Origin of the sequence: Sandaracinus amylolyticus (genome assembly GCF_021631985.1) — a bacterium.
GTDB classification, from domain to species: Bacteria; Myxococcota_A; Polyangia; order Polyangiales; family Sandaracinaceae; genus Sandaracinus; species Sandaracinus amylolyticus_A.
This window is the reverse complement of record NZ_CP070225.1, coordinates 8,701,243-8,726,339: the sequence shown is the minus strand read 5'-3', so window position 1 is coordinate 8,726,339 and position 25,097 is coordinate 8,701,243. Positions and strand designations below refer to the sequence as shown.

The 25,097-nt window shown below is 72.3% G+C and carries 24 protein-coding genes and 1 pseudogene; 16 read left to right on the top strand and 9 right to left on the bottom strand.

Translation table 11 applies throughout. The annotated features are described in order from the left end of the window. Nucleotides 1-44 precede the first annotated feature (44 nt). Entirely contained in the window at nt 45-1,034 is a 990-nt protein-coding gene (locus I5071_RS37030) for a sigma-54 interaction domain-containing protein (RefSeq protein WP_236518081.1), read from the top strand. Here I5071_RS37030 and I5071_RS37025 read toward each other — a convergent pair whose 3' ends face one another. Further along, nucleotides 1,035-1,274 (bottom strand): hypothetical protein, encoded by a 240-nt coding sequence (locus tag I5071_RS37025; RefSeq protein ID WP_236518080.1) that lies wholly within the window; start codon nt 1,272-1,274, stop codon nt 1,035-1,037. A 67-nt stretch (nt 1,275-1,341) separates the two neighbouring features. On the opposite strand from I5071_RS37025, the gene I5071_RS37020 reads away from it, so the two are divergent. Next, on the top strand, nt 1,342-2,403 hold the full coding sequence (locus I5071_RS37020) for a WD40 repeat domain-containing protein (RefSeq protein WP_236518079.1): 1,062 nt from the start codon (nt 1,342-1,344) through the stop codon (nt 2,401-2,403). Here the strand turns inward: I5071_RS37020 and I5071_RS47090 are convergent. Further along, nucleotides 2,303-2,797 carry an SDR family NAD(P)-dependent oxidoreductase gene (locus tag I5071_RS47090; RefSeq protein ID WP_236518078.1) on the bottom strand — a complete coding sequence of 165 codons (495 nt, stop codon included), beginning with the start codon at nt 2,795-2,797 and terminating at the stop codon, nt 2,303-2,305. The two genes, I5071_RS37020 and I5071_RS47090, sit on opposite strands and share 101 nt — an antisense overlap. 32 nt (nt 2,798-2,829) lie before the next feature. Here I5071_RS47090 and I5071_RS47085 point away from each other — a divergent pair. From I5071_RS47085 to I5071_RS37010, 3 genes and pseudogenes are all read left to right on the top strand, one after another. After that, nucleotides 2,830-3,210: pseudogene (locus I5071_RS47085) on the top strand (GyrI-like domain-containing protein); the annotation flags it as partial. A 25-nt stretch (nt 3,211-3,235) separates the two neighbouring features. Beyond that, nucleotides 3,236-3,364, top strand: a complete 129-nt coding sequence (locus I5071_RS46725; protein ID WP_268921178.1) for a hypothetical protein — start codon at nt 3,236-3,238, stop codon at nt 3,362-3,364. Nucleotides 3,365-3,472: 108 nt separating this feature from the next. After that, nucleotides 3,473-5,260, top strand: a complete 1,788-nt coding sequence (locus I5071_RS37010) for a serine/threonine-protein kinase (protein ID WP_236518077.1) — start codon at nt 3,473-3,475, stop codon at nt 5,258-5,260. Nucleotides 5,261-5,330: 70 nt separating this feature from the next. Here I5071_RS37010 and I5071_RS37005 read toward each other — a convergent pair whose 3' ends face one another. Both I5071_RS37005 and I5071_RS37000 read right to left on the bottom strand, forming a co-directional pair. Continuing rightward, nucleotides 5,331-6,149, bottom strand: a complete 819-nt coding sequence (locus tag I5071_RS37005) for a hypothetical protein (protein ID WP_236518076.1) — start codon at nt 6,147-6,149, stop codon at nt 5,331-5,333. Between the two features lie 19 nt (nt 6,150-6,168). Beyond that, nucleotides 6,169-6,855 (bottom strand): type 1 glutamine amidotransferase domain-containing protein, encoded by a 687-nt coding sequence (locus tag I5071_RS37000; RefSeq protein WP_419249683.1) that lies wholly within the window; start codon nt 6,853-6,855, stop codon nt 6,169-6,171. A gap of 87 nt (nt 6,856-6,942) precedes the next feature. Here I5071_RS37000 and I5071_RS36995 point away from each other — a divergent pair, with 87 nt between their 5' ends. After that, nucleotides 6,943-7,926 carry a LysR family transcriptional regulator gene (locus I5071_RS36995; RefSeq protein WP_236518074.1) on the top strand — a complete coding sequence of 328 codons (984 nt, stop codon included), beginning with the start codon at nt 6,943-6,945 and terminating at the stop codon, nt 7,924-7,926. Between the two features lie 180 nt (nt 7,927-8,106). On the opposite strand, the gene I5071_RS36990 is transcribed toward I5071_RS36995, so the two are convergent. Continuing rightward, the gene (locus tag I5071_RS36990) at nt 8,107-9,957 is read right to left on the bottom strand and encodes an Hsp70 family protein (RefSeq protein WP_236518073.1); all 1,851 of its coding nucleotides are present in this window, start codon (nt 9,955-9,957) and stop codon (nt 8,107-8,109) included. Then, complete coding sequence (locus I5071_RS36985) at nt 9,954-10,550, bottom strand: DUF2760 domain-containing protein (RefSeq protein ID WP_236518072.1); 597 nt, start codon at nt 10,548-10,550, stop codon at nt 9,954-9,956. The genes I5071_RS36990 and I5071_RS36985 overlap by 4 nt, the downstream gene beginning before the upstream one ends. A 111-nt stretch (nt 10,551-10,661) precedes the next feature. Here I5071_RS36985 and I5071_RS36980 point away from each other — a divergent pair, with 111 nt between their 5' ends. The 4 genes from I5071_RS36980 (at nt 10,662) to I5071_RS36965 (ending at nt 14,361) form a co-directional block, all read left to right on the top strand. Beyond that, a complete protein-coding gene (locus I5071_RS36980; RefSeq protein ID WP_236518071.1) occupies nt 10,662-11,369 on the top strand; it encodes a hypothetical protein in 708 nt (235 codons plus the stop codon). 120 nt (nt 11,370-11,489) lie between these two features. Next, nucleotides 11,490-12,752 (top strand): DUF2403 domain-containing lipoprotein, encoded by a 1,263-nt coding sequence (locus I5071_RS36975; protein ID WP_236518070.1) that lies wholly within the window; start codon nt 11,490-11,492, stop codon nt 12,750-12,752. Next, nucleotides 12,749-13,639: a glycoside hydrolase family protein gene (locus tag I5071_RS36970; protein ID WP_236518069.1), complete on the top strand. Its 891-nt coding sequence runs from the start codon at nt 12,749-12,751 to the stop codon at nt 13,637-13,639. Before I5071_RS36975 ends, I5071_RS36970 begins: the two co-directional genes overlap by 4 nt. Continuing rightward, nucleotides 13,636-14,361, top strand: a complete 726-nt coding sequence (locus I5071_RS36965) for a thaumatin family protein (protein ID WP_236518068.1) — start codon at nt 13,636-13,638, stop codon at nt 14,359-14,361. The genes I5071_RS36970 and I5071_RS36965 overlap by 4 nt, the downstream gene beginning before the upstream one ends. Here I5071_RS36965 and I5071_RS36960 read toward each other — a convergent pair. After that, nucleotides 14,358-14,642 (bottom strand): Uma2 family endonuclease, encoded by a 285-nt coding sequence (locus I5071_RS36960; RefSeq protein ID WP_236518067.1) that lies wholly within the window; start codon nt 14,640-14,642, stop codon nt 14,358-14,360. The two genes, I5071_RS36965 and I5071_RS36960, sit on opposite strands and share 4 nt — an antisense overlap. 74 nt (nt 14,643-14,716) lie before the next feature. Here I5071_RS36960 and I5071_RS36955 point away from each other — a divergent pair, with 74 nt between their 5' ends. The 3 genes from I5071_RS36955 to I5071_RS36945 all read left to right on the top strand — a co-directional run bounded on the left by I5071_RS36955 (nt 14,717) and on the right by I5071_RS36945 (nt 18,675). Then, on the top strand, nt 14,717-16,339 hold the full coding sequence (locus I5071_RS36955; RefSeq protein ID WP_236518066.1) for an ABC-F family ATP-binding cassette domain-containing protein: 1,623 nt from the start codon (nt 14,717-14,719) through the stop codon (nt 16,337-16,339). Then, complete coding sequence (locus I5071_RS36950; RefSeq protein WP_236518065.1) at nt 16,339-16,863, top strand: cupredoxin domain-containing protein; 525 nt, start codon at nt 16,339-16,341, stop codon at nt 16,861-16,863. The genes I5071_RS36955 and I5071_RS36950 overlap by 1 nt, the downstream gene beginning before the upstream one ends. Nucleotides 16,864-16,938: 75 nt before the next feature. Continuing rightward, complete coding sequence (locus I5071_RS36945; protein WP_236518064.1) at nt 16,939-18,675, top strand: MutS-related protein; 1,737 nt, start codon at nt 16,939-16,941, stop codon at nt 18,673-18,675. Here I5071_RS36945 and I5071_RS36940 read toward each other — a convergent pair. Continuing rightward, nucleotides 18,672-19,628, bottom strand: coding sequence for a GNAT family N-acetyltransferase (locus I5071_RS36940; protein WP_236518063.1), 957 nt, complete (start codon nt 19,626-19,628; stop codon nt 18,672-18,674). The two genes, I5071_RS36945 and I5071_RS36940, sit on opposite strands and share 4 nt — an antisense overlap. Nucleotides 19,629-19,654: 26 nt before the next feature. After that, a complete protein-coding gene (locus tag I5071_RS36935) occupies nt 19,655-21,073 on the bottom strand; it encodes a hypothetical protein (protein ID WP_236518062.1) in 1,419 nt (472 codons plus the stop codon). 88 nt (nt 21,074-21,161) lie between these two features. Here I5071_RS36935 and I5071_RS36930 point away from each other — a divergent pair, with 88 nt between their 5' ends. From I5071_RS36930 to I5071_RS36920, 3 genes are read left to right on the top strand one after another with little or no spacing between them, the layout of a single operon-like run. Then, the gene (locus I5071_RS36930) at nt 21,162-21,770 is read left to right on the top strand and encodes a glutathione S-transferase family protein (RefSeq protein ID WP_236518061.1); all 609 of its coding nucleotides are present in this window, start codon (nt 21,162-21,164) and stop codon (nt 21,768-21,770) included. A 40-nt stretch (nt 21,771-21,810) separates the two neighbouring features. Continuing rightward, nucleotides 21,811-22,446, top strand: coding sequence for a DsbA family oxidoreductase (locus tag I5071_RS36925; protein WP_236518060.1), 636 nt, complete (start codon nt 21,811-21,813; stop codon nt 22,444-22,446). Between the two features lie 43 nt (nt 22,447-22,489). Further along, entirely contained in the window at nt 22,490-25,096 is a 2,607-nt protein-coding gene (locus tag I5071_RS36920) for an ATP-binding protein (protein WP_236518059.1), read from the top strand. The last annotated feature ends 1 nt before the right edge of the window (nt 25,097 follow it).

Genomic DNA, 25,097 nt, shown 5'->3' with positions numbered 1-25,097 from the left:
AGGCGCGGTCGCGCATCCGCGTCATGCGTTCCATGATGGAACGGATGGAACACGTGCACGTCGCGGGAGAGACCTGTCCGCACTGCGGCCTCCTCCCGGTCGCGAAGGGCACCCGTCACGCCCAGCGCGTGGTGTGCGAGAGCCGCGCGATGCGCGAGCTGTTCCGGCGCGCCGCGCGCTTCGCGGAGAACGACGCGCCGGTCGTGATCACCGGCGAGAGCGGCACCGGCAAGGAGGTCGTCGCGCGCGTGCTGCACGCGAACGGTCCCCGCGCGAGCAAGGCGTTCGTCGCGGTGAACGTCGCGGCGCTGCCCGCGGAGCTGCTCGAGTCCGAGCTCTTCGGGCACGCGCGAGGTGCGTTCACCGGCGCGCACAAGGACAAGCCCGGGCTCTTCGAGGAGGCCGACGGCGGCATCCTGTTCCTCGACGAGATCGGGGAGATGCCGCTCGTGCTCCAGGCGAAGCTGCTGCGCGCGCTCGCCGACGGAGAGGTGCGGCGCGTCGGCGACAACCGCGCGTTCGCGGTCGACGTGCGGATCGTGTGCGCGACCCATCGCGATCTCGCGCAGCTGGTGCGCGAGGGACGATTCCGCGAGGACCTCTACTACCGGCTCAAGGTGCTCACGCTGCGGGTGCCGCCGCTGCGCGAGCGGCGCGACGACGTGCTCGCGCTCGCGAAGAGCTTCCTCGCCGCGGAGCCGCGCACCAAGGCGAAGGGCTTCGCCCAGGACGCGAAGGACGCGCTGCTCGGGTACGAGTGGCCGGGCAACGTGCGCGAGCTGCAGAGCGCGGTGAAGCACGGCGCGGCGCTGGCGCGTGGCAGCGAGATCCGGCTCGAGGATCTGCCCGAGGAGCTCTCGTCGCCGCGATCGGCATCGCCCAGGGAGCGGGTGAAGCTGCGACCGCTCGACGAGGTCGAGCGCGAGCACGTGCTCGGCGTGCTCGAGGCGTGCAGCGGGAACATGGGCGACGCCGCGCGTGTGTTGGGGATCGGGCGGAACACGCTGTGGCGGAAGCTGAAGAGCTGGGAGTGATCAGTCCTGGGTGCAGAGTCCGCGCGCGGGCTCGCCCGTGCGCGGCGTGCACGACCAGCCGTCGGGGCACTCGCTCGATTGCGCATCGGGACGACAGCGCCGGGTGCAGTAGGGCGCGCCCTCGCTCGCGCCACAGACCAGCACGTCCTCGCAGTCGTCGTGTGACGAGCACGCCGACCCGAGATGCCCGGTGTTGCACCCGGCGAGCAGGAGAACGAAGAGCGAGAGCGCACGCCTCATGGCCCTCAGCCTGCCACGTGCAGGCGCGCTCGACCCAGGGATCGCGCGCTCGTGGCACGCTCGCTCGATGGCTGGAGAGCGCAGCACACGACGAGCCCCCGAGCTGCAGGTGCAGGGCCGCGTGGTGGAGCGCGTCGCGCGATTCGAGGCGCACCCCGGATCGAGCGCCGCGCTGCTCGCATGGGTCGACGACGGACGGACACTCTGGTGCGCGGGTCATCGAGGACCGCGGGTGCTCGCGCTCGACGTCGAGTCGGAGCGCGCGACGACCGCGGTCGACCTCGGCGCGCCGGGCGTCGAGTCGTTCGCCATCTCGCCCGACGCGCGGGCGGCCGTGATCGCGACGGGCTCGGACTCGCTCGCGATGTGGTCGCTCACGACGGCGAGCTGGGAAGGCCCGCGCATCGCGTCGCCGTGGGTGCGGCGGACCCTGCGGTGGACACCCGACGGAGCGGGCGTCGCGTACCTGGGCGAGCGCTACGACGCGCAGCACTTGCCGCACTACGGGATCGGCGTGATCGATCCCCGCACCGGACGAGGCTGGGCGCACGAGATCGACGCCGTCACCGCGCAGCTCGACCTCGTCGGCCCCGGCCCGCGCTTCAGCTCGACGCCGCTCGCGGTGTCCCCCGACGGACGCTGGGTCGAGCTCCTGCTCGCGCACCTCGACGGGTGCTCGACGATCCGCTTCGATCGCGAGACCGGTGTGTTCGATCGCGTGCCCTGGGCCCCGCGCCAGCCCGAGCTCTGGTCGTGCGCACGTCTCGCCGGCGGCGCCGAGGTGGTGGCGGTCGCGCGATACGCCACCGCGAGCTTCGGCGAGGTGTACCGAACCGATCTCGTGCGGTGCGCGACGGAGTCGAGCGAAGAGCGCTGGGCGATGAAGCACCCGGGTGGCGACACGATCGTGATCGCGCCCGACGAGCGCTGGTTCGTGCTGTGGGACCCGACGTGGCTGCAGATCCGCTCGACCCACGACGGCTCGCTGCTCGGGCGATTCACCCTGCGGGGCGGTGAGGATCGCCCGGTCAGCGTCGCGATCGCGCCGGGGAGCACGCGGCTCGCGGTGGGCACGACGCGCGGTCGCGTGTGGGTGCTCGCACTGGCCGCGAAGGCGCGCCCCACCTAGCCAGGCAACGCGAGCAGCGACTTCGTGCTCGCGCCCATGCGCGCCTCGGCCCACGCCGGGAACATCCCGGCGAGGCGCAGGAACGCGCGGAACACCGGGCTCGCCGCGTAGGCGCGAGGTGCACGATCGACCGCGCGCAGGAGCTCGGCCGCGACGTGGTCGCGAGCGCGCGCTCGATCGCGCTCGACACGCTCGCGTCGTCGGTCACGTCGCACGGGATCACGATCGCCTCGGCACCGAGCGCCACGACCTCCCGCGCGACGTTGCGCAGCGCGAGCTCGTCGCGCGCCGCGAGCACGAGACGATCACCACGGCGCGCGAGCGCGAGCGCGGTCGCGCGACCGATGCCGCGCGATGCACCGGTGACCAGGACACGACGAGACGAGGCAGCCATTCGGCGCGAGCTTCGATCCCGCATCGCTCTACGTGCTGCCGCCCGCCACCGACCAGGCCACTCGACGCCGCGAGCACGACGCGCTCGCGAAGAGCGTGCGCTGGGTCGATTTCGCCGGGCTCGACGTCGCGTGCCTCGCGAGCCCCGAGGGCTACGACCTGCCCGCGCTCGTGCGCACCTGGGACGAGCTCATCGCGCGCGGACGCGCGCTCGGCATCTGCGGCGACGCCGTCGACGCGTACGGCATGGCCCACGACAGCCCGCGGGTGCCGGCGCCCGAGCTCTGTCGCTACCACGCGTGCATGCCGTGCTCCGCGGAGGTCGCGCTCCCGGCGCCGCTCTTCCGGGGCCGCATCCCGGCGGGTCGCTACGCGGTGTTCCGCTACGCGGGCGACGTCGCCGGCGTCGAGGAGACCTACCGGCGCTCGCATCGACTCGGTGTGGCTCCCGCGGAGCGGGGCCGTCGCCGACGACTTCGTCGCGGTCGACCACTACGTGAACGACGGTCCGGTCGGCGGGAGCGTGGACTTCGAGATCTGGATCAAGGTCCGCGTTCCGAGCGCCTGAGCGTGGCGCACCGCGCGCTCCACGGCGCAGCGCGTGCTCCGCTCCGATCGCGAGATCGCATGCCAAAATCCAGCGGATCGGTTGTTGCCATCTGCCACGCTCGTGACCGTGATCGCCAAGGTCTCGAGCGCGACCCCGAGCGCGCCCGAGCCCAGCTCGGGCACGCGGGCGTGCGCGACGCCTGCGCGCTTCGGGCGCTACGTGCTCCTCGGGCTGCTCGGCCGCGGCGGCATGGCCGACGTCCATCTCGCGCTCGTCAGCAGTCCAGGCGCGGTGCGTCGTCTCGTCGTGGTGAAGACCCCGCGCGCGCACCTGCTCGACAGCCCGCAGCACGTCGGGATGTTCCTCGACGAGGCGCGCGCGCTCTCGGCCCTCGCCCACCCGAACCTGCTGCAGATCCACGACACCGGCTTCGAGGACGCGCTGACGTACATCGCGGCCGAGTACCTCGACGGCCTCACGCTCTCGGAGCTGCTCGGGGAGTGCGAGCGCACCAAGACGCGCGTGCCGGTCGCAGTCGTCGCGAAGATCGTCTCGGAGATCGCGGCCGCGCTCGCCTACGCGCACCAGGCGAAGGCGCTCGACGGAACGCCGCTGCACCTCGTGCACCGCGACGTGAGCCCGCCGAACGTGATGGTGCTGCGCAGCGGCATCGCGAAGCTGATCGACTTCGGGGTCGCGAAGACCGCGCGCAACGTGGTCGGCACCGAGGTCGGCCACGTGAAGGGCAAGTTCCGCTACGTCGCGCCCGAGCTGGTGAGCGGCGAGCGGCCGAGCTCGTCGGCCGACGTGTGGTCGCTCGGCGTGCTGCTCTGGGAGTGCCTCACCGGGCGTCGTCTGTTCCGCGGCAAGGGCGCGTTCGAGGTGCTCACGAAGGTGCGCAACTCGCCGATCGTCCCGCCCTCGCAGATCGCGAGCGACGGGGACGCGACGCTCGACGCGATCGTGCTGCGCGCGCTCGATCGCTCGCCCGAGACGCGCTGCTCGATGCGCGAGCTGCACGCGGATCTGGTGCGGTGGCTCGCGACCCGCGCGCCGCACGTGTCGTCGACCGAGGTCGCGGCGTTCGTGAACAGCGCGGGGCACGCGCTGATGAGCGCGCGCGACGCGCAGATCCGCGAGTGGCTGCGCGCGATGGACGCGACGCCGAACCCGATCAGCGTGAACGCGACGCCCGACGGTCGGGTGGCCCCCGTGGTGCTGCCGCCGCCGCCGGCGGTGCCTTCGGATCTGCTGCCGCTCACCGCGTCCGGGTCGAGCGCGAGCGTGTGGTCGATCGGCGCGATGCGCGCGAAGCTGCGCGCGTGGCGGGTCGAGCCCTCGCACGTGATCGCCGCGTGTGTCGGCGCGCTGGCGACGGTCGCGCTGGTCGCGGTGACGAGCCGGGGCGGCCACGACGCGCCGCCGGTGGTGGCAGCGCCGGTCGTCGCGATCGCGCCGGCCCAGGTCGAAGCGCCGCCGATCGTCGCGCCCGCGCCGGTCGCGCCCGCCGCGGTCGAGATCCCCGAGCCGGAGCCCGAGCTCGCGGTGGAGGAGGCGCCGCCCGAGCCGCGCGTGCGCCGTGGACGTCGTGGTCGCCGCGCCCAGCCGCGGGTCACCGCGCCGGTCCCCGCGTCGCGCATCGCGCCGGCGCGCCCCGCGCGCACCAACGACACGCTGCAGACCGTGCTCGCGCGCGCTCGTGATCGTTTCCGCGCCGGAGACTTCCACCGCGCGGCCGCCGAGTACGCGGCCGCTTCGCGCATCGCGCCCAGCGACGCGCGCATCTTCGCGGGGCTCGGCGCGGCGCGCCTCCGCGCCGGAGATCGCGACGGCGCGGCGCGCGCGTATCGACGCGCGATGGTGCTGGCGCCGGGGAACGATCGTTACCGCGCCGCCCTCGCCTCGCTGCGCTAGTACCTCTGCCCGGATGTTGGTTCCGGGCTGAACATCGATCCCGGAACCAACATCCGGGCAGCAGTACGAGTCATTCACCGCGTCGATGGGTGCGCGCCGATCCATCGACCTCGTCGATGGGAAGCTCGGTGCACGCACGACCTCCGCGTCCCTCGGCGCCGATCGTGATCGCGCCGAGGGTGCGACCGAGATCGTCGACCACCTCGTAGCGCCCGACCGGAAGGGGCGGCAGCGCGCAGCGGGCGACGCGATCCCCGAGCTCGGTCAAGCACCCCGCGATGCGCGCCGGCGCAGACTCCGCGCGCAGCACGATCCGTCCGTCCACCACCTCGGCGCGGCAGCGCTCGACGAACTCCGAGCCGCCGCACGGATCGCCCCCGCGCGCGACGAGATCGATCACCACCGGCGTCGAGCACGAGGGCTCGACGTCGGCGCAGATCTCGTCGACGCCGCGCAGCGGCTCCCACGGACCGTCGGGCTCGGCCTCGAGCGCGACCTCGCAGGTGCCCGGTGCGGGATCGAAGGTCCGCTCGGCGAAAGGCGGGCGCGTCGGCCACCACGCGAACGCGAGCGGCCCGCTCGGCGTCGCACCTTCGCACGACGCGGCGTGGGTTCCGTCGTGCGCCTCACCGCACGCCGGACGCGCGGCCCACCCCGATGCGTCTCCTCGCATCTCGCACGCGGCGAGCCCCCCACCGACCCGGAACGCGATCGCCGTCCCGCTCGCGTCGCGGCACGCCCCGTCGGGCCACACCGCGCGATCCGGCTCGCAAGCGACGCCCGACCCGACTGGCGCCTCGCACGTCGGAGCTCCGGTCTCGAGCTCGTGCGACGCGTAACAACCGGCCCACGTCAGAGCCAGCGAAGCCCACCACGCTCGCTGCAACATCGCTCCAGCGTACGCGACCTCAGCGCCGCGTCGCGAGCAGCTCGACCAGGGCACGCGCGACCGGCGCAGCCGACGCGGGGTTCTGCCCGGTGACGAGACGCTCGTCGACCGCGACGCGCGGCTGCCAGAGCGGCGCGGTCACGATGCTCGCGCCTCGTTCGCGCAGCGTGCTCTCGAGCAGGAAGGGCACGACGCGATCGAGCTGCACCGCGCGCTCCTCGTCGTCGGTGAACGCGCTGATGGTGCGCCCCGCGACGAGCGCGCGACCATCGGCGAGCCGCACGTTCACCAGCGCCGCGGGCCCGTGACACACCGCCGCCACCGCGCCGCCGCGCTCGTAGATCGACGCGGTCGCGCGCTGGAACGAGGGGTCCTCGGGGAGGTCCCACATCGCGCCGTGCCCACCGGCGAAGAAGATCGCTGCGTAGCGCGAGGGGTCGACGTCGCGCGACGCGATGCTCGCGTGGAGGCGCGCGACCAGCCGCTCGTCGTCGAGGAAGCGCGCGACCGCGGGCACGCTGCGATCGACTCCGTCGAGCGGGACGCGCCCTCCGCGCACCGACGCGAACTCCACGTCGTAGCCCGCCTCGACGAACACCTCGTAGGGCTCGGCGATCTCGGGCAGGTACGCGCCCGTGGGCTCGCCGGTGTCGCCCTTGCGGTCGTGGCTCGTCATCGCGATCAGGATCGTCGGCCTCTGGGTCATCTGGCTCTCCGGTTCTCGTGCGGTGTCTTCGTGTCGCGGTGCGCAGCACGCGAGGAGCGCGAGCGCGCTGGTCGCGAGCACCGTTCGATGGCTCGTCATGCCGGAGATGTACGGAGCCGGTCGGCGCGGCGTGAGAGGCGCGGTGCGTCATTCAGTTGTACGTATCGATTGAAGATGACCGCGCTCCCTCCCCTCGCTCACCTCGAGGCGTTCTGCCGGACCTACGAGCTCGGCAGCTTCACCCGCGCCGCGCGGGCGCTCGCGCTCACGCCCCAGGCGGTCAGCCGCAGCGTCGCGCGTCTCGAGGAGGAGCTCGGTGCGTCGCTGTTCCGCCGCACCACCCGGAGCCTCGCGGCGACCGACGAGGGCCGGCGCTACTACGAGCACGCCGCGCAGGCGCTCGCCCTGCTGCGCGCGGGAGGCGAGGCGATGCGCGAGAAGCGCGACACCCCCTCGGGCGTGGTGCGCATCAGCGTGCCGACGACGTACGGCCTGCACCGGTTCGCGCCGCGGCTCGACGAGTTCCACCGTCTCAACCCGAACGTACAAGTCGAGATGCAGGTCTCGAATCACAACGTCGACTTCGTGCGCGACCAGTGCGACCTCGCGATCCGTCACGGCGCGATCGGCGACCAATCGCTGGTCGCGCGGCGCCTCGGCTCGTTCCCGCTCGCGGTGGTCGCGAGCCCGGCGTACCTCGCGCGGCGCGGGCGTCCGCAGACGCCGGACGATCTCGCGTCGCACGACTGCATCACGTTCGTCCTCCCGCGCACCGGCCGCGCGATACCGTGGGAGCTCGGCACGCCGCCCCGCCGCATCGAGCCCCTGGCGCGCTACCGCTGCTCCGACGACATGGTCGGCGTGGTCGCGCTCGCCCGCGCCGGCCTCGGCCTCGCGTACGCCTACGACTTCATGGTCGCCGACGCGCTCCGCCGCGGCGAGCTCGTCGAAGTGCTGGAAGAGCACCGCGGCGCGAAGCGCCCGTTCTCGCTGGTGTACCCGCGCGCCACCGCCCGCTCGAGCGCGGTCCGCGCGCTGATCGAGTTCGTCGTCGCAACGCGCGAGACGTGAGCGAGGCCACAGCCCCAGCACTGGAGTCGGCGCGATGCGCGAAGCGCGAGCCCGACCAATTCGGCCGCGATGCCCGAAGGGCGAGCCGGTTCGCGCGTGAAGTCGAGAGCACGCGGCGCGTGCTGTCCGAGCACGAGACCCCTCCCCGCGCCCCTCACCGAAGCCTCTCCCCGCGCGGCCTCACGACGAGTGACGAACATCCAATTCCAGATGCCACCGCTCCCCATCCCGAGCGATCACATTCAGCGACAGAGTCCCGACCTCCGTCACCGAAGCCCGAAGCCGAACCGGCACCAGATCCCCAGGAGTGCGCCCTTCGCTCGTCAGCGTCGTCTCGATCCGAGGCAGCTCCTCGACCTCGCCCTGCCATCGATCGAGCAACGTCCCCGGCTCGTCGTCGCGTCGCACGCTCGAGCCGAAGAACCGGAACTGCACCGGCTCCCCGACCACCAGCGCCAGCTCCTGCGGCGCCGGCGGCGCCTCGGTCCCCTCTTCCATCCCGAACGGCGCCACGCAGAGCGCGCTCACCGGCGGCTCCATGCCCGGCACCGCCGGCATCGCGGCCTCGATGCCGACGTAGTAGCTCATCGCGGTGCCGCCTCGGATGCGCACGCCGCGACCACGACGCACGTACGCGTAGTACGCCGCGCCACGCGCCACCGCGAGATCGAGATCCGCGCCCTCGAGCACCCGCGCCTTCGGCGCTCCGTCCTTCACCAGCCACGCGTTGAGCACGTCGACGATGCGCGACGCGAGCACCGGCGACTTCAGCACGCCGCCGTTGAAGAGCACCGCCGTCGGATGGAGGAACGTCGCGTCCGGCGCGCTCGCACGGAAGCCCTCGAGCGCCTCGGTCGCCGCGATCTGCTTGCCGAGGAACGCCGCGAGGTGCCGCGTCACCCCGGGATCCTGCGCGAACGGCAGACCGATCTGCGTCAGCGCGCCGCGCGCGCGGCCCATCGGGCGCGCCTTGCTGTCGACCACCGGGAAGAAGCCCTCGACCAGCACGCGCTCCACTTCCTCGCGCGTGAGCTCGGTGCGCAGCGATCCGCCGATCAGCTTCGAGCCACGGCTCGGCACGACGATCGCGACACTCTCCGCCGCGGGGCGCTCGCCGAGCAGCTGCTCCTTGGCGGCGCGACACGCGTGCGTGAGCGCCTGCACCTGCCACGCATCGAGCGAGTGCCCCTCGGCCTCGAGCTTCACGCGCACCGTGTGCGCGAGCGCGAGGTCCATGTTGTCGCCGCCGAGCAGGATGTGATCGCCGACCGCGACACGATGCAGCTCGAGGTTCCCCTCGCGCTCGAGCACCGCGATCAGCGAGAAGTCGGTGGTGCCGCCGCCGAGATCGACGACGAGGATCACGTCGCCGACCTTCACCTGCTCGCGCCACTTCCCGTCCGTGCGCTGGATCCACGAGTAGAGCGCGCTCTGCGGCTCCTCGAGCAGCACCGCGCCGCCGAGCCCGGCCTCGCGCGCCGCCTCCGCGGTCAGCTCGCGCGCCGCGGGATCGAACGACGCGGGCACCGTGATCACCACGTCCTGCTCTTCGATCGGCGCCTCGGGATGCTTGGTGTTCCAAGCATCTCGCAGGTGCTCGAGGTACTGGATCGACGCCTGGAGCGGCGAGATGCGCGGCACGTCGCTCGCGTCGGGCGGGAGCCCCGCGGGCAGGATCGGCGCGCGTCGATCGACGCCGGGATGACAGAGCCAGCTCTTCGCGCTCGAGACCAAGCGGATCGGCGTCTTGCTCCCGAGCGCACGCGCGAGCTCGCCCACGCACTGCGGCGGTGACTCGCTCCACGGCAGCGCGAGCGCGCCCTGCGCGAGCTCGCCCGGGTGCGGCAAGTAGAGGAACGAGGGCAGCAGCGCGCGGCTCTCGACCTGCGCCGGCGCGACCGACTGCGGCACCTCGAGCACGTGCTGGGCGACCTCTTCGCCCTCGCTCAGATCGAGCTCGACGTACGAGAGCGCGCAGTGCGTCGTCCCGAGGTCGATCCCGATCGCGAACGAAGCGCCCTCCTTGCTCACAGCTCCACCTCCGCCGGCGCGATCACGCGCGCGTCGTGCCCCTCGGCCATCTTCGGCAGCTTCACGTCCTTCGCGCGCCAGCCGCGATGCGCGAGCGCGCCCTTGAACGGCGGCTCACCGACGACGTTGCCGGTCAGACGGATCGCCTTCGCGTCGAAGCCCTTCTCCAGCGTCACCTTCGCGCCCTCGTCCTCGCTGCGCACCGGCTCGAGCGGAACGTGCTCGCGCAGCGCCTTGCGACAACCCTCGTGCACCACGCGCGCCGCCGCACCGACCTGCGCGTCCGAGAAGCTCGCCACGTCCTCCTCGAGGAAGTCCACGAATCGACCTTCGCGCTGCAGCAGCGCGAGCAGCTGGAGCGCGGCGTCGGGCGTCGCCTCGCGCAGCACCGGCCTCTCGGGCTCGGGCTTCTTCTTCTCGGGCGCGGGCTTCTGCTCCGGCTCGGGAGGCGGCGGCAGCGCGGGCCGTCCCTCGCGGAGCCGCGCGACGCCGGCCGCGAAATCCGCGTCGAACAGCGTGCGGAAGTACGCGATCCAGGCGAGCACGAAGAAGCGGAAGAAGAACCCCGGTGCGGGCTGATCGTCGGTCGGCATGGGGCCGCTTGATTAGCACGAGACCCCTGCCGGATCCGAGGTAAGGACACGTGCTCACGATCGTGCGTGCGCCCCTTTTCTTCGGAGCGGGACCAAGCCCATGATGGGGTCATGACGCACCGGGACGAGCTGCTTTCGATCCAGGCGCGCGTGGATGCTCAGCAGCGCGAGCTCGACGAGGCCAAGTCGGAGATCGCGCTGCTCCGCGCAGCCCACGCCCAGAAGACCCGTGAGGCGGAAGTGCTACGCCGCGAGCTCGACGAGCATCGCGGCGGCGTGCGCGCCCCCCACGAGAAGAGCGACGCGACGAAGCTGGATGCCGCGGAGCACGACGTCGAAGGGCTCCGCTGGTCGATGCGCCTCGGCGCGTCGATCATGGCGGGCGTGGCGCTCGTCGGTTCGATGATGCTCGCGGTCGGCGCATCGCGCGGCGCGTGCCACGGCGGTGCGCGCGCGTACGCCGCGACCAGGGCGGCGGTCACCCCGCTCGTGCGCGACGGCCACGTCGTCGCGACCCACGGGCCCGAGGTGGTCGCGATGGGCGAGCAGTGCACCGTGGAGCGCATGCCGGTCGAGGGCGGCGGGTTCGACTGCCGCGTCGAGGTGCGCTGCGGTGGCGAGACGCTCTACGGCACGACGTTCGACTCCGGCTACGCGCGCTGCGGCGGTCGCGAGGTCGTGCGCGACGCGGACGTGACGGCGCGCGACGGCGATCCCGCGATGACGATGGATCTCGCGCGCGGCCGCGTGATCGTCGAGGAGCGCGTCGGGCTCGGGACGCAGCGCGTCGAGATCGCGCTCGATCCGATCGTCGACTGATCGTCCATCGACGAGCCGAGCCCTCTCGCCGCGAGGCGGGAGGGCTCGTTCATTTTCGGGGCGGACGATTTCGCCACCACTGCGCTCGGATCGCTCCACTCATCTGCCGAGAGGAGCGGAATGTCCGATCGACGGACCTCGATTCTCGCGATCGCGATGATCGCCTTGGGCTGCTCGAACGAGCGGCCCACGAGCGAGCTCGACGGCGGCATCGGACACGACGCCGCGACACGCGACGCACGCGTGATCGGTGTCGACGCGGCGCCGCCCCCGAGCCTCGATGGCGGCCTCGGGCCTCCCGATCTCCCGGTGCTCGATCCGCCCTCGCACGGCGGGACGATCACGTTCCAACAGATCGGCGCGACCGGTTGGTACCCGAGCGTGCGCGATCCCGACGTCGGCCCCTGCGACGCGTACGACACGAACGGCTGCTGCATGGCGCGGCACGAGGTGACGAGCGATCGGCTCACCCCGTGGAACGAAGACCTCGTGCTCACGCTGCGCGGCCCGATGAACGTCGCGCAGCTCGCCGTCTACCAGCCGAGCGCCGCGGGATGGTCGCTGGTGTCGGCGTGGGATCGGCGCACCGCGTCGAGCCCGCGCGGCCTCTCGTTCCGCGGCAACGACACCGAGTCCGAGGGCTTCGACGGCGCGATCGGCACCGAGTGCCTGGTCGATCTCGCGACCGACGTCCCGTTCCCGTGTGGGCCCGGCAGCGAGCCCTTCTGCAACGGCGAAGGACGTCACCACGGCTGGGCCGGATCGAAGCTCTTCGTGCTGCTCGCGCGCATGCCGCACGTCGGGGATCCCGAAGCAGGCACGCCGTGCTCCGATGGCCCGGGAGGCAACTGGTACGACGCACCGTGGATCGGCCTGAGCCTCGGCGAGCTCGCGCGCGCCGGCGCGTTCTCGAGCTGCCAGTGCTACGCGCGGAACCCCGCGGAGTGGTGGCTCGGCGACGGCTGCGGGCAGTTCAACGTGTTCGAGGTCGTCAACGACAACAACGAGTACCGGAACCTCGACGTCTTCAGCACGAACTTCTTCGGCTACGGCGGCTACGTCGGCGAAGGACCGTGCGGTGCGCGCTGCGACGTGTCGCGCCTCGGGCCCGAGGTCGATCTCATCGACAAGAGCACGATCGCCGAGGCCGCGGCAGGCGCGGTCGCGAGCCCCGAGCGCGGTCCGGGCGCCGCGTTCCGGCGGCCTGCGGAGGGCTATCGCTACTTCCTCGTGCTGCTCGACGAGACGTCGCGGACCGTGCAGCTCGCGATCGTGCATCCGTCGGAGATCCCCGCGGCGGCGGCGCCGCTGCTGCCCGCGCTCCCCGCCGAGATCGACGACGGAGTGGTCCGCGGCCTCCTCGATCTGCGGCTGCCGCGATGAGCGCGCGCTTCGTGTGGGCGCTGCTGATCGTCGGCTGCGCGTGCGAGGGCACGCCGGGCGACGACGTGCGTGACGACGCCAGCACCCCGCCGGTGGTGCGCGGATGCAAACGCGGCGTCGCGTACGGGCACCACTCGCTCGCCGACTTCGCAGCGCTCCGGCCCGCGATCTCGTGGTGGTACAACTGGCACCACCGGCCCGACGAAGCGCTGCGCGACGGAAGCTATCGCGCGGCGGGCGTCGAGTACGTGCCGATGGTGTGGGGCCGCGACTTCGAGGCCGCGACCCACATCGACGAGATCCCCGAGGGCGCGACGACGCTGCTCGGCTTCAACGAGCCGAACTTCGGATCGCAGGCGAACCTGTCGGCCGCAGAGGCCGCAGCGCTGTGGCCCGAGGTCGAGCGGATCGCCGACGAGCGCGGCCTGCTCCTGGTCTCGCCCGCGGTGAACTACTGCGGCGGCGACTGTCAGGACACCGATCCGTTCCGCTACCTCGAAGACTTCTTCGCCGCGTGCCGCGACTGCCGCGTCGATCGCATCGCGATCCACATCTACGTGGGCTGTCATCCCGAGGGCGAGGACCAGGCGCGCTGGCTGATCGATCACGTCCGCCAGTACGAGGAGCGCTTCACGCAGCCGCTGTGGCTCACCGAGTTCGCGTGCACCGACGCCGCGGACGTCGACGATCAGATCGCGTTCCTCGAGGACGCGGTCGCGTTCCTCGAGAGCGATCCGCGCATCGAGCGCTACGCGTGGTTCTCCGGGCGCTTCGAGGGGATCGACCACGTCGATCTGCTGGGCGGCGACGGCGAGCTGACCGCGCTCGGGCGCGCCTACGTCGAGGCGCCCGCCTCCCCCGACTGCGACCGAGGAGCGATGGAATGACGAGAATCGCGGTGATCGGCGCGCTTCTGGGCCTGCTCGGCTGCGGCAGCCCTCCGGCGAGCGAGGGCGATGCCGGGGTGGCGCACGACGCGCGGCCGAGCACGCGCGACGCGCAGCCGAGCGACACCGACGCGGCGCCGGTCGAGCAGGACTGCGCGGTCGACGGCGACGGACGCACCACGCTCGTGTTCGTGAACGGTTGTTCAAGAATGCTCGAGATGCGCGGAAGCGACATCGAGGGCGCGACGATCGCGCCCGGCACCATCGCGTGCCGCGACATCGGCAGCGCGGAGGAAGAGCTCTCCGCGAAGCGCTACTGGGGGTTCCTCGGTGACGATCCGGGCCCCGAGCGCCACACGCTCGCGGAGCTCACGTTCAACACCGACTTCCACGACTTCGACTGGTACAACATCAGCCACGTCGACGCGCACAACCTCACGATGCGCATCACGCCGCTCGCGCGGCCCGACTGCGACACGCTGGTCTGCGACGATCCGGCGCTGCTCACCGAGTGCCCCGACGTCGGCCGCGTCGAGGACGCGTCGGGCGAGCTCGTCTCGTGCGTCAGCCCGGATCGCGACGACCCCGAGAGCGAGGTCGCGCTCTACTTCGAGTCGTGCGACGACGGCTACGCGTGGTCGGGCGACGACCAGCGCGGCGAAGACCCGAGCCCGGTCCGCGCCTGCGCCGGGGAAGACTGGGAGATCGTCTTCTGCCCCTAGGGGTCAGCGCAGTCGATCGAGATCGGCCCAGAGCTCCGCGACCTCGAGCGTCGCGCCGATCGACTCGAGCTCGACGGTCCCCTCGCGCACACCCGTCGTGACGAGCCACTTGCCGCGTTCCGGAGCGCCAGCGCCGCGTTGGTGGCGACCAACGCGTTCTCGGGGCTTCCGCCCGCCATCGCGAACGCTGCGCCGTTCACGTACTCCCAGCGCTCGTCGCTCGCGCGATCGAGCGTGATGTACTCCTCGACCGTCATCCGGCGCAGGTCGCGAGCTTCCATGCGGATCAGGATAGCAGCGTCCCCTCGCGGCCTCCGCTTGCGCTGCGTCTCACGTCTGCGAACCTCCGCGCCTCGTGATTCGTCTCGACTCGGTCAGCAAGCAGCACGGCGGCCAGATCCTCTTCCTCGACGCCTCGATGAGCGTCTTCAAGGGCGAGAAGGTCGGCCTCGTCGGCCCCAACGGCGCAGGAAAGTCGACGATCTTCCGGATGGTCGTGAAGGACGAGGCGCCCGACTCGGGCGGCATCGTCATCGAGAAGAACGTCACGATCGGGCACTTCTCCCAGGACGTCGGCGAGATGTCGGGGCGCACCGTGCTCGAGGAGACGATGGCGGGCGCCGGCGAGGTCTCGAAGGTCGCGCACGAGCTCCACGAGCTCGAGGCCGCGATGGCGGACCCGGCGCGCGCCGACGAGCTCGACAAGATCGTCGCGCGCTTCGGCGAGGTGCAGGCGCGCTTCGACGAGCTCGACGGCTACGGCCTCGAGTCGCGCGCCCAGGAGATCCTCGCCGGCCTCGGCTTCGCGCCCGAGGTGATCGCGGGCGACGTCGGCAAGCTCTCGGGCGGTTGGAAGATGCGCGTCGCGCTCGCGCGCATCCTGCTGATGAAGCCCAGCGCGCTGCTCCTCGACGAGCCCACGAACCACCTCGACATCGAGTCGATCCTCTGGCTCGAGCGCTTCCTGCGCGACTTCGAGGGCGCGCTGATCATGACCTCGCACGATCGCGAGTTCATGAACCGCCTGGTCACGAAGATCGTCGAGATCGACGGCGGCGAGCTCACGACCTACTCCGGCAACTACGACTTCTACGAGCAGCAGCGCGCGATCGCGGCGCAGCAGCAGGAAGCGCAGTTCGCGCGGCAGCAGGCGATGCTCGCAAAGGAAGAGGCGTTCATCGCGCGCTTCAAGGCGCGCGCCTCGCACGCGGCGCAGGTCCAGTCGCGCGTGAAGAAGCTCGAGAAGATCGAGAAGATCGAGCCGCCCAAGCGCCGTCGCGTGATCGAGTTCGACTTCCCCAAGCCGCCGCGCTCGGGCGACGACGTGGTGAAGCTCGAGCACGTCGAGAAGGGCTACGGATCGAAGCGCATCTACCGCGGCTTCGACTTCCTGATCCGCCGTCGCGAGCGGTGGTGCGTGATGGGCATCAACGGCGCCGGCAAGAGCACGCTGCTCAAGCTGATCGTCGGCGAGTCCACGCCCGATGTGGGCGCGGTGACGGTCGGCGCGAGCGTGAAGCTCGGGTACTTCGCGCAGCACGCGATGGAGGTGCTCGATCCCGATCGCACCGTGATCGACTCGCTGCAGGACGCGCATCCGCGCGCGTCGCTGGGATCGCTGCGCACCTGCGCCGGCGCGTTCGGCTTCTCGGGCGACGACGTCGAGAAGAAGTGCCGCGTGCTCTCGGGCGGTGAGAAGGCGCGGCTCGTGCTCGCGAAGATGCTCTACGAGCCGCCGAATTTCCTGGTGCTCGACGAGCCGACGAACCACCTCGATCTCGCGACCAAGGAGATGCTCACGAAGTCGCTCGCGGACTTCGAGGGCACGATGATCTTCGTCTCGCACGATCGCTCGTTCCTGCGCTCGCTCTCGAACCGCGTGCTCGAGGTCGGGCACGAGAACGGTCCGCGCGTGTACGGCGGCGGGTACGTCGAGTACGTGTCGCAGACGGGCTACGAAGCGCCGGGCGTGCGCTGATGCGTCGCGCGATCGTGCTGGTGGTCGCGCTCGGGCTCGCAGCGTGCGGCGAGCCCGAGGACGTCGCGCCGGATGCGATCGACGCGTCGGCGCCCGACGCCGGTCACGCGCACTCGAGCGATGCCGGCGCGCCCGACGCGGCGGTCGAGCCCGACGCGGGCGCGAGCGATGCCGGGCCGACGATCCACGGTTGCTCGCGCGGCGTCGCGGCCGATCTCACCGATCGCGAGAGCGTCGAGATCCACTTCAGCGACGAGTCGCAGGCGTACTCGCCGGCGTGCATCGCGGTCACGGCGGGCACCACGGTCACCTTCGTCGGCAACTTCTCGTCGCACCCGCTGCAGGCCGGACGCGTGATCGGCGGGACGCTCGTCCCCGACGCGGCGGGCACCACGCCGCTGCCGACGGCGCCTCACGGGAGCGGCGACACCGCGAGCTTCGTGATGAGCCCCGCGGGCGCGTACGGCTACTACTGCGTGCCCCACGCGACGGTGGGGATGGTCGGCACGATCTTCGTCGACTAGCTCCGGGGCCGTCCTGATCGAACGGGCGGGAACCTCGGCGCGCGTGAGGTGTCCGCCTTCGAGATCAGGTAGAACGTGCGCCTCGTGCTCGGACGACGATCGACCTCGGAGAGCCTGCGTCGCAGGCGGCGTGCGCTGCCTGCGGGCGCCGATGCGGGCGGCCCTCCGAGCTTCTACGTGCAGCCGGTCGGCGCGAAGCCCGCGCTCAGCGGGCCGATGGTGCCCGACCTGCTGCACGCGGAGCCGCGCGCGTGGGGCGATCTGCGCGGCTCGTCGGAGCTCGTGCGCTTCGCGTTCGAGGGCGGCGACTGCGAGGGCGTGTTCGACACGCTGATCGAGGCCCTGCCCCTCGCGCCCAGCACCTTCGATCCCGCGGCGTTCGCGTCGCAGCTCTACCTCGACGAGCTCGTGCGCAGCAGCCTGCGCGTGACGATCGAGGGCGCGCACCTCGACGCGAACGCGAAGGTGCTGCGCCGCGTGCTCGAGACCCCGCCCGCGCACGCGATCGACGGAGCGACGCGGCAGCGCGTGCTCGCCGAGCTCGTCGAGAAGCCGGCGATGCGCGGCGATCTCGAGCGGGTGTACCTCGCGGTGCGGCGGCTGCGCGAGGCGCTCGAGCTCTCGACCGGCACCGAGCCCAACCTCGTGCGGCGCAAGGTCGGCGTGCTGGTCGCGCTGCGCCGTTGCGTCGAGGCGATGGCCGACGGATTCGAGGGCGCGCAGAGCGTGCTCTCTCGGCTTCGTGATCTCGGGCAGCGGGTGCGCGGTCGCGAGGCGTGGTCGCGTCTCGTGCAGCTCGTCGACGTCGAGGGGAACCTCGCGACGGTCGACGTGCGGCTGCGCCTCGGATCGGACGGGACGATCCGCGGCTTCGGCGTGCTCGCGATCCGCGAGACCGAGACCTCGATCCTACCCGGGCCGATCGGTCGCTTCTTCCAGCGCATGCTCTCGTTCCTGCGCGGCTATCGCTACGGCGAGAGCGAGGTCGTGGTGCGCCTGCTCGAGGAGGTGTTCGCGCCGCTCGCCGACGACGTCGTCGCGATCCTCGCGAGCACCGGCCCGATCGAGACCTACCTCGCGGCGCTCGGCTTCCGCGATCTCGCGCGCGCCAAGGGCCTCGAGGTGTGCCTGCCCGAGATCCTCGACGGCGAGGGCGAGCGCGCGATCGAGCGGCTCTTCAACCCGCTGCTCTTCCTCCAGGACGTGACGCCGATCCCGTGCGACGTGCCGGTGCCGCGCCACGACGCGCTGGTGGTGATCACCGGGCCGAATTCCGGGGGAAAAACGCGGCTCTTGCAGTCGCTCGCGCTGACGCAGCTGCTGGGTCAGGTCGGGCTCTTCGTGCCCGCGGCCCAGGCGCGGATCGTTCGGGCTCCGAACTTGTTCCTCTCGCTGGTCACCGACGGCGACGCGGCGCAGGTCGAGGGACGCCTGGGCACCGAGCTGATGCGCATCCGTCAGCTCTTCGAGCAGCTCCAGCCGGGCAGCGTCGCGATCCTCGACGAGCTGTGCTCGGGCACGAACCCCAACGAGGGCGAGGACATCTTCGCGATGGTGGTCTCGCTGCTTCCGCGGCTGCGCCCCCAGGTGTTCGTGAGCACGCACTTCCTCGGCCTCGCCGCGCGGCTCGACCGAGAGCGCCCGGTCGAGAGCCTCGCGTTCCTGCAGGTCGAGCTCGATCCCGAGGAGAAGCCGACCTACCAGTTCGTGCCCGGCGTCGCGACCACGTCGCTCGCGCACAAGGTCGCAGCGCGCCTCGGCGTGACCGAGGCGGAGCTGAGCAAGCTCGTCGAGGCGAAGCTCCGCGGTTAGAGGAGTGCCTTCCGAAGCTTGTGCCGCGCGACGCGCGCGCCGCGCGCGCAGAGCGTCTCGAGCCAGTCCTCGCGCGTCGACCACACCGTGATCGCGAAGCGCACGGGACGTCGCGGCGCGACCTCGATGCGCACCGCGTCGAGCAGATCACCGAGCATCGACGCAGGACGATCGGGCTCGACGTGGAGGACGCGCACGACGCACACGAGCGCGCCGTCGAGCGCCGAGGGCACGAGCTCGCACCACGCGAGCCCGAACACGGCGCGCTCGTCCTCGAGCAGCACGACGCGCTGATCGGGGCCCAGCGCGAGCAAGCGCCGCCGGATCTCGTCGCGCGCGACCAGCGGGTTGCGGAAGTCGCACGCGAGCCGCCGCGCCTGCACGAGCTCGATCACCGCCTCGAGATCACGCGCCGCATCGAAGCTGCGCGCCGCGCGCGAGCGCTCCACGACGTGCTCCGCGCGGGCGTCGAGATCGACGCCGACGCGCTCGAACCCCGCGCGCGCATAGAGCGGCGCGACCCGCGGGTTGTCCTCCATGAAGTCGAGCGTCAGCGCGCGCGCCGAGGCGTCGCGGGCCGCGCGCTCGAGCCGCGCCAGCAGCGCGCCGCCGAGCCCGGCGCCGCGTTGATCGGCGCGCATCACGATCTCGCGCACGTAGAGCTCGACGGTCGACGCCGGCCCGTGCGCCTCGACCCAGAGGAGGCCGACCATCGCATCGTCGCGCCGCACCGACGCGACGAGATCCCCGCGCAGTCGCCCCGCGGCGATCGCGCTCTCGAGCGCGACCACGCTGACCGAGAAGCGCGGGCTCCGCTCACGAACCCCTTGGAGCACCAGCTCGGCGCCCGCAAATCGATCGCTCGCGCGCTCCGCCGGCGCGAGCACGATCCCCGGCCGATCGATCGGCGCGAAGAACGAGGCGCGGAGCCGCTGGGGATCGAACGTCGGCACGCGCGCGATGATAGGTCCGCGCCGAGTCATTCATGGGGTGAATACGTCCACCACGCGTCCGAGCGGACGCGCGACGGGTCCGCATCGTGGGTGTGCGTGAGCGGTCCGTTCTCGAGCCCCGCCGCCCACACGCGACCGCCCTGCACCGCGAGCGCGCGCAGCTCGGCGTGCCCGTGCGTCTCGGGCAGCACGTCGTCCGCGCGTGCGATCTCGCCGCCCGCGACGCGCACCACGAACGGGTGCCCGTCGCGGAGCACGCTCAAGCCGTCGGGGTTCTGGGTCCAGCCCTCGGTGCCGCCGACCCAGAGCGTGCCTCCGGCGTCGAACGTCGCGGCCTGCGCGATCCCCGAGTCGAGCGCGTCCCAGGTGATCGTCGCGGCGACGGTGCCGTCGGCGGAGAGCGGCGCGATCATCACGTGGAGCTCGGTGTTGTCGTGGCCGCCCTCGCGGCGGCTGCGGCCGATCACCGCGACGCGCTCGCCCGATGCCGCGATGCCGAACACCAGGTCGTCGCGATCGACCGTGCCGACCACGCGCGACCATGCGTGGGTGCCGTCGCGATCGATGCGCACCACGAGCACGTCGCTCGGGCGATAGGTGCCGGACTCCGGCGTGCGCAGCAGCGCGTGCTCGGTGCCGAAGTACACGTTGTGCGCGCCGAGGCGCGAGCGGTCCGCGAAGCACGCGACGTAGGTGCGGCCCGCTCCGTCGCTCGCCGCGAACACCAGGAACTGCGCCCACATCGCGTCGAAGGGGTCGTAGCTCCCGCCCATCGGAAGGGCGGGCAGCATGCCGGTCGCGGGCGAGACCAACGTGCGCGAGAGGCGCTCGATCTCCTCGTCGCGCCACTGCACGCGATACGCGAGCACCGCGTGCGAGTCGTTCATCAGCACGACGAGCACGTCCTCGCCGTCGGCGACGAGGCGCACCGAGGGCGCGCTGACCAGGCCGACGCGCAGCGCGTCCCGCGTCGCGCTCGGGAGCCACGCGCCGGGCTCGTCCGCGAGCGTCGGATCTTCGAGCACCACGCGCGCCCGCATCCCGTCGCGATCGCCGCGCGCGAGGAACGGCCGCCACCGATCGTCGACGCCCGATGCGGTCCACTCGCCCGACGGGTGCAGCACCGCATCGATCAAGCGGTCGCTCGCCGCGGGCTCCCACACCACCACGCGCGCACCGTCGCTCCCGGCGCGCACGATCGCGCGCACACCGGGATCGCGATCGCCCTGCACCTGCGCGATCGGCGCGATGCGCTCCTCGAGCCACCAGGTGTCCGAGGGATCGGTGCGCATCCACGCGATCACCGCGCGATCGGGCACACGCACGTCGCGCTCGGAAGGCGGAGGCGTCGATGCGTCGTCGACGACGCCACCGTCCGCGTCGACGCGAGGAGCCTCACCGCACGCGGCGAGCACGAGGAAGGACACCAAGACGAGCGATCGCATCCGATCCGCCTTGGTGGTCACACCGATCGTCCGTCACTCGCTGCGCTCGGGATACTCTCGCGCGCGGGGGAAGAGGAGCCACGACACGATGAAGCTCTACGACGCCGCGATGCCTGGGACCCGAGGGGCCCGAGTCCGATGGATCCTCGAGGAGCTCGGGATCCCGTACGACCTGAAGACACTCGATCTCCGCAAGGACACCAAGCAGCCCGACTACCTCGAGATCCACCCGCACGGACGGGTGCCCGCGTTCGAGATCGAAGGCGAGGCGATCATCGAGTCCGCCGCGATCTGCATGCAGCTCGCGGATCTGCACGCCGATCGCGGGCTCGCGCCGAAGGTCGGCACGCCGGAGCGCGCGCGCTGGTACCAGTGGATCGTCTACGCGCCCGCGACCCTCGACGGACCGCTGGTCGATCGGCTGTTCCACACGATGTTCCTGCCGCCCGACAAGCGCCGTCCCGAGCTCGTCGAGCGCGCCGACGCGACGTGGAAGACCGCGGCGCCGTTCCTCGTGAAGACGCTGTCGAAGCAGGACTGGCTCGTGGGCGGCGCGTTCAGCGCGGCCGACGTCGTGGTCGGGTTCGACATCGCGCTCGCGGGCAACATGGGGATGCTCGAGGGCCACCCCGCGCTCCAGGCGTACCTGGGGCGCCTGATGGCCCGCCCCGCGTTCGCGAAGGCGTTCAAGGGCTGACCTGGACGCACGCCGCGCTGCGCCCCAGGAGAGAGCGCGCATGCGCGAGCTCTCGATCGACGTGGTCAGCGACGTGGTGTGTCCCTGGTGTCTGATCGGGGTGCGACGGCTCGAGCTCGCGCTCGAGTCGTTCCCCGATCTCCGCGCCGACGTCCGGTTCCATCCGTTCCTGCTCGATCCGACCACGCCCGACGAGGGCGTCGATCTGCGCGAGCGACTGCGCGCGAAGTACGGCGTCGCGCCGGAGCGCATGTTCGAGCGCGTCGAGAGCGCGGCGCGAGAGAGCGGCATCCCGCTCGACTTCACCAAGGTCACGCGCAGCGTCGCGACCACGCGCGCCCACACGCTGCTGCGCCACGCCGCGCCCAAGGGCACCCAGCGCGCGCTCAAGAAGGCGCTGCTCGATGCGTACTTCCTCGAAGGGCGCGACGTCGGATCGGTCGACGAGCTCGTCGCGCTCGCGAGCGCGCACGGGTTCGATCCCGACGAGGCGCGCGCGCTCCTGCGCGACGACGCCGAGCTCCGGCGCACCCGCGACGAAGCGGCCGCGGTCGCGTCGCAGGGGATCTCGGGCGTGCCCTTCTTCGTGTTCGGGGAGCGACTTGCGTTCAGTGGTGCGCAGTCGGTCGACACCGTGAAGCAGGTGATCGCGCGCGCGCTCGACGAGCAGCGCTGAACCCGCTCCGGCGCGCGGGTAACCTGGTCGGTGGAGGCCAGCGTTGCCCTCGACCCTCGTCCACCTCACGCCGGTGATCGCGTCGGCGTTGCTGGTCGCGCTGACGGCGCGGGCGATGTGGCGGGATCGACGGCACACCCCCGGCGCGGGCGCGTACGCAGCGGCGCTGATCGCACAGCTCGTGTGGCTCGTCGGGTATGCCGGAGAGCTCCTCGCGCCCGGCCTCGATCACAAGCTGCTCTGGGACGATCTCTCGTGGCTCCCGACCACGTTCGTCGGCGGCGCGGCACTGCGCTTCGCGACCGAGCGCACCGCGCGGCGACGCGCGGGCGACGCGCTGCTGCTCGCGTACTCGGTCGTCGTCGCGCCGGCCGCGTTGTGGATCGCGACCGAGCGCTGGCACGGCGCGCTGCGCGACGGCGCGTACGTCGCGGACGCTCCACCCTTCGGCGCGCTCTTCTATCCGTTCACCGAGATCGACGTGCTGGTCTCGCTCGCGGTGTTGCTCGCCGTGGTCGCTGCCGCGGGGCTCGTGCTGTTCGACGCGTGGGGCCATCGCGGCAGGTACCGCATCGTCAGCGCGCTGCTCGGGCTCGGCATCGCGGGGCCGATGGTGTTCGGCTACTTCGCGGTGATCGTGGGGATCACGTGGGCGGGGCAGCGCGACATCGCGCCGCTCACGTTCGGATCGTTCGCGCTCGTCACCGCGCTCGCGCTGCGCTGGGGGCGCGGGCTCGAGGTGGTGCCGGTCGCGCGCGAGCGCATCGTCGAAGGGCTCGCCGACGCGATCCTCGTGGTCGACGCCCGCGATCGCATCATCGACGCGAACGCCGCGGGGCGCGCGGTCCTCTCGCTCGACGCGAGCCATGCGCTCGAGCCCTCGCCCGGAGCGCGCGCGCTGCTCGATGCGATCCGCGACGGCGCGACGTCGTTCGAGCGCGAGGGGCGCCGCTTCGACGTGCGCGTCTCGAGCGTCGGTGAAGGGACCTTCGAGCGCGACGCGCGCTCGATCGTGCTCCACGACGTGAGCGCGCTGCACGCGGCGAACACCGAGCTCCGCGCGGTGCGCGACGATCTCGAGCGACGCGTCGTGGAGCGCACGGCCGAGGTCGTGGAGCGCGAGCGCACGCTGCGCGCGATCTTCGAGCACAGCATCCAGCTGATGGGCCTGGTCGCGCGCGACGGCCGGGTGGTGCGGGTGAACCCCGCGGTGGTGCGGCTCGCGGGGGTCGAGGAGCACGCGCTGCTCGGGCGCTCGCTGTGGGACTCGCCGCTCTGGGGCAGCGACGCCGAGCAGATCGCGCGGGTGCGCGACGGGCTCGCGCGCGCCGCACGGGGCGAGGCGTTCCGCATGCTCGCGACCCACGTCGACTCCGGAGGCCGCGTCCACCACGTCGACTTCTCGCTGAGCCCGGTGCTCGACGCGTCGGGCGAGGTCGCACTGATCGTCGCCGAGGGACGCGACGTCACCGAGCTCCGCGCGCTCGAAGAGCGCCTGCACCACCTGCAGCGCCTCGAAGCCCTGGGCCGTCTCGCGGGCAGCGTCGCCCACGACTTCAACAACCTCCTCGCGGCGATCACCGGCAACGCCGAGATCGCGCGCGACGGAGTGCCCCCGGGATCGCTCGCCGCCGACGCGCTGCGCGACGTGCTGAACGCGAGCGAGAGCGCGACGACGCTCACCCGACAGCTGCTCGCGCTCGGGCGCAAGCAGCCCGCGGGCATCGGCGCGGTCGACGTGGCGACGGCGTTCGAGAAGCTGCGGGGGATCCTCGCGCCGCTGCTGGGCTCCGAGGTGCGGCTCGTGACGTCGTGCGCGCCCGGCACCGGCGAGGTGCGCCTCGATCCCGGTCCCTTCGAGCAGGTCGTGATGAACCTCGCGCTCAACGCGCGCGACGCGATGCCGGGCGGAGGGACGCTGACGATCTCCGCAGAGCAGCGCAGCTTCGACGAGCACGACGCCCGCGCGCGCGACGTCGCGCCCGGCGACCACGTCGTCGTCTCGGTCGCCGACACCGGCGCCGGGATGAGCGACGAGGTGAAGGAGCGCGCGTTCGAGCCCTTCTTCACGACCAAGCCCGAGGGCCAGGGCACCGGGCTCGGGCTCGCGACGGTCTACGGCATCGTGCGCAACGCGGGCGGCGTGGTGGAGCTCGAGAGCGCGCCGGGCCGAGGCACGCGCTTCGAGATCGTGCTTCCGCGCGTCGAGCCCCGCGACGCGCCGCACGCAGCGCCCGCCTCGCGCGTGGTGCCGCGCGGTGGACGTCAGGGACGCATCCTGGTGGCCGAGGATCGCCCCGACGTGAGCGCGGTGATCCAGCGCGTCCTCACGCTCGCGGGCCACACCGTCGTGCTCGCCGCGACCGGCGCCGAGGCGCTCGAGATCCTGGAGCGAGGCCCGGTGCCCGATCTGCTGGTGACCGACGTGCGCATGCCCGGGATGGACGGGCCGACGCTCGCGCGCGAGGCGCGACGAAAGCACCCCGGGCTCGGCGTGCTCTTCCTCTCCGGCTACGCCGACAAGCCGATCGACGTCGACTCCGGCGACCCGCTCCTCGCGAAGCCGTTCACGCCCGCCGCGCTCGCCGACGCGGTGCGCGACCTGCTCGAGCGCGACGCCGCGAGCGCGCGCGGCGCGGCGACACGCTGAC

Excerpts from the sequence above, each read along its gene's own strand:
- I5071_RS37030 (WP_236518081.1), top strand. The coding sequence starts at position 45 with ATGGAACACGTGCACGTCGCGGGAGAGACCTGTCCGCACTGCGGCCTC.
- I5071_RS37025 (WP_236518080.1), bottom strand. The coding sequence starts at position 1,274 with ATGAGGCGTGCGCTCTCGCTCTTCGTTCTCCTGCTCGCCGGGTGCAAC.
- I5071_RS37020 (WP_236518079.1), top strand. The coding sequence starts at position 1,342 with ATGGCTGGAGAGCGCAGCACACGACGAGCCCCCGAGCTGCAGGTGCAG.
- I5071_RS47090 (WP_236518078.1), bottom strand. The coding sequence starts at position 2,797 with ATGGCTGCCTCGTCTCGTCGTGTCCTGGTCACCGGTGCATCGCGCGGC.
- I5071_RS37005 (WP_236518076.1), bottom strand. The coding sequence starts at position 6,149 with ATGTTGCAGCGAGCGTGGTGGGCTTCGCTGGCTCTGACGTGGGCCGGT.
- I5071_RS37000 (WP_419249683.1), bottom strand. The coding sequence starts at position 6,855 with ATGACCCAGAGGCCGACGATCCTGATCGCGATGACGAGCCACGACCGC.
- I5071_RS36995 (WP_236518074.1), top strand. The coding sequence starts at position 6,943 with ATGGCTCGTCATGCCGGAGATGTACGGAGCCGGTCGGCGCGGCGTGAG.
- I5071_RS36985 (WP_236518072.1), bottom strand. The coding sequence starts at position 10,550 with ATGCCGACCGACGATCAGCCCGCACCGGGGTTCTTCTTCCGCTTCTTC.
- I5071_RS36980 (WP_236518071.1), top strand. The coding sequence starts at position 10,662 with ATGACGCACCGGGACGAGCTGCTTTCGATCCAGGCGCGCGTGGATGCT.
- I5071_RS36975 (WP_236518070.1), top strand. The coding sequence starts at position 11,490 with ATGTCCGATCGACGGACCTCGATTCTCGCGATCGCGATGATCGCCTTG.
- I5071_RS36970 (WP_236518069.1), top strand. The coding sequence starts at position 12,749 with ATGAGCGCGCGCTTCGTGTGGGCGCTGCTGATCGTCGGCTGCGCGTGC.
- I5071_RS36965 (WP_236518068.1), top strand. The coding sequence starts at position 13,636 with ATGACGAGAATCGCGGTGATCGGCGCGCTTCTGGGCCTGCTCGGCTGC.
- I5071_RS36960 (WP_236518067.1), bottom strand. The coding sequence starts at position 14,642 with ATGGAAGCTCGCGACCTGCGCCGGATGACGGTCGAGGAGTACATCACG.
- I5071_RS36950 (WP_236518065.1), top strand. The coding sequence starts at position 16,339 with ATGCGTCGCGCGATCGTGCTGGTGGTCGCGCTCGGGCTCGCAGCGTGC.
- I5071_RS36935 (WP_236518062.1), bottom strand. The coding sequence starts at position 21,073 with ATGCGATCGCTCGTCTTGGTGTCCTTCCTCGTGCTCGCCGCGTGCGGT.
- I5071_RS36930 (WP_236518061.1), top strand. The coding sequence starts at position 21,162 with ATGAAGCTCTACGACGCCGCGATGCCTGGGACCCGAGGGGCCCGAGTC.
- I5071_RS36925 (WP_236518060.1), top strand. The coding sequence starts at position 21,811 with ATGCGCGAGCTCTCGATCGACGTGGTCAGCGACGTGGTGTGTCCCTGG.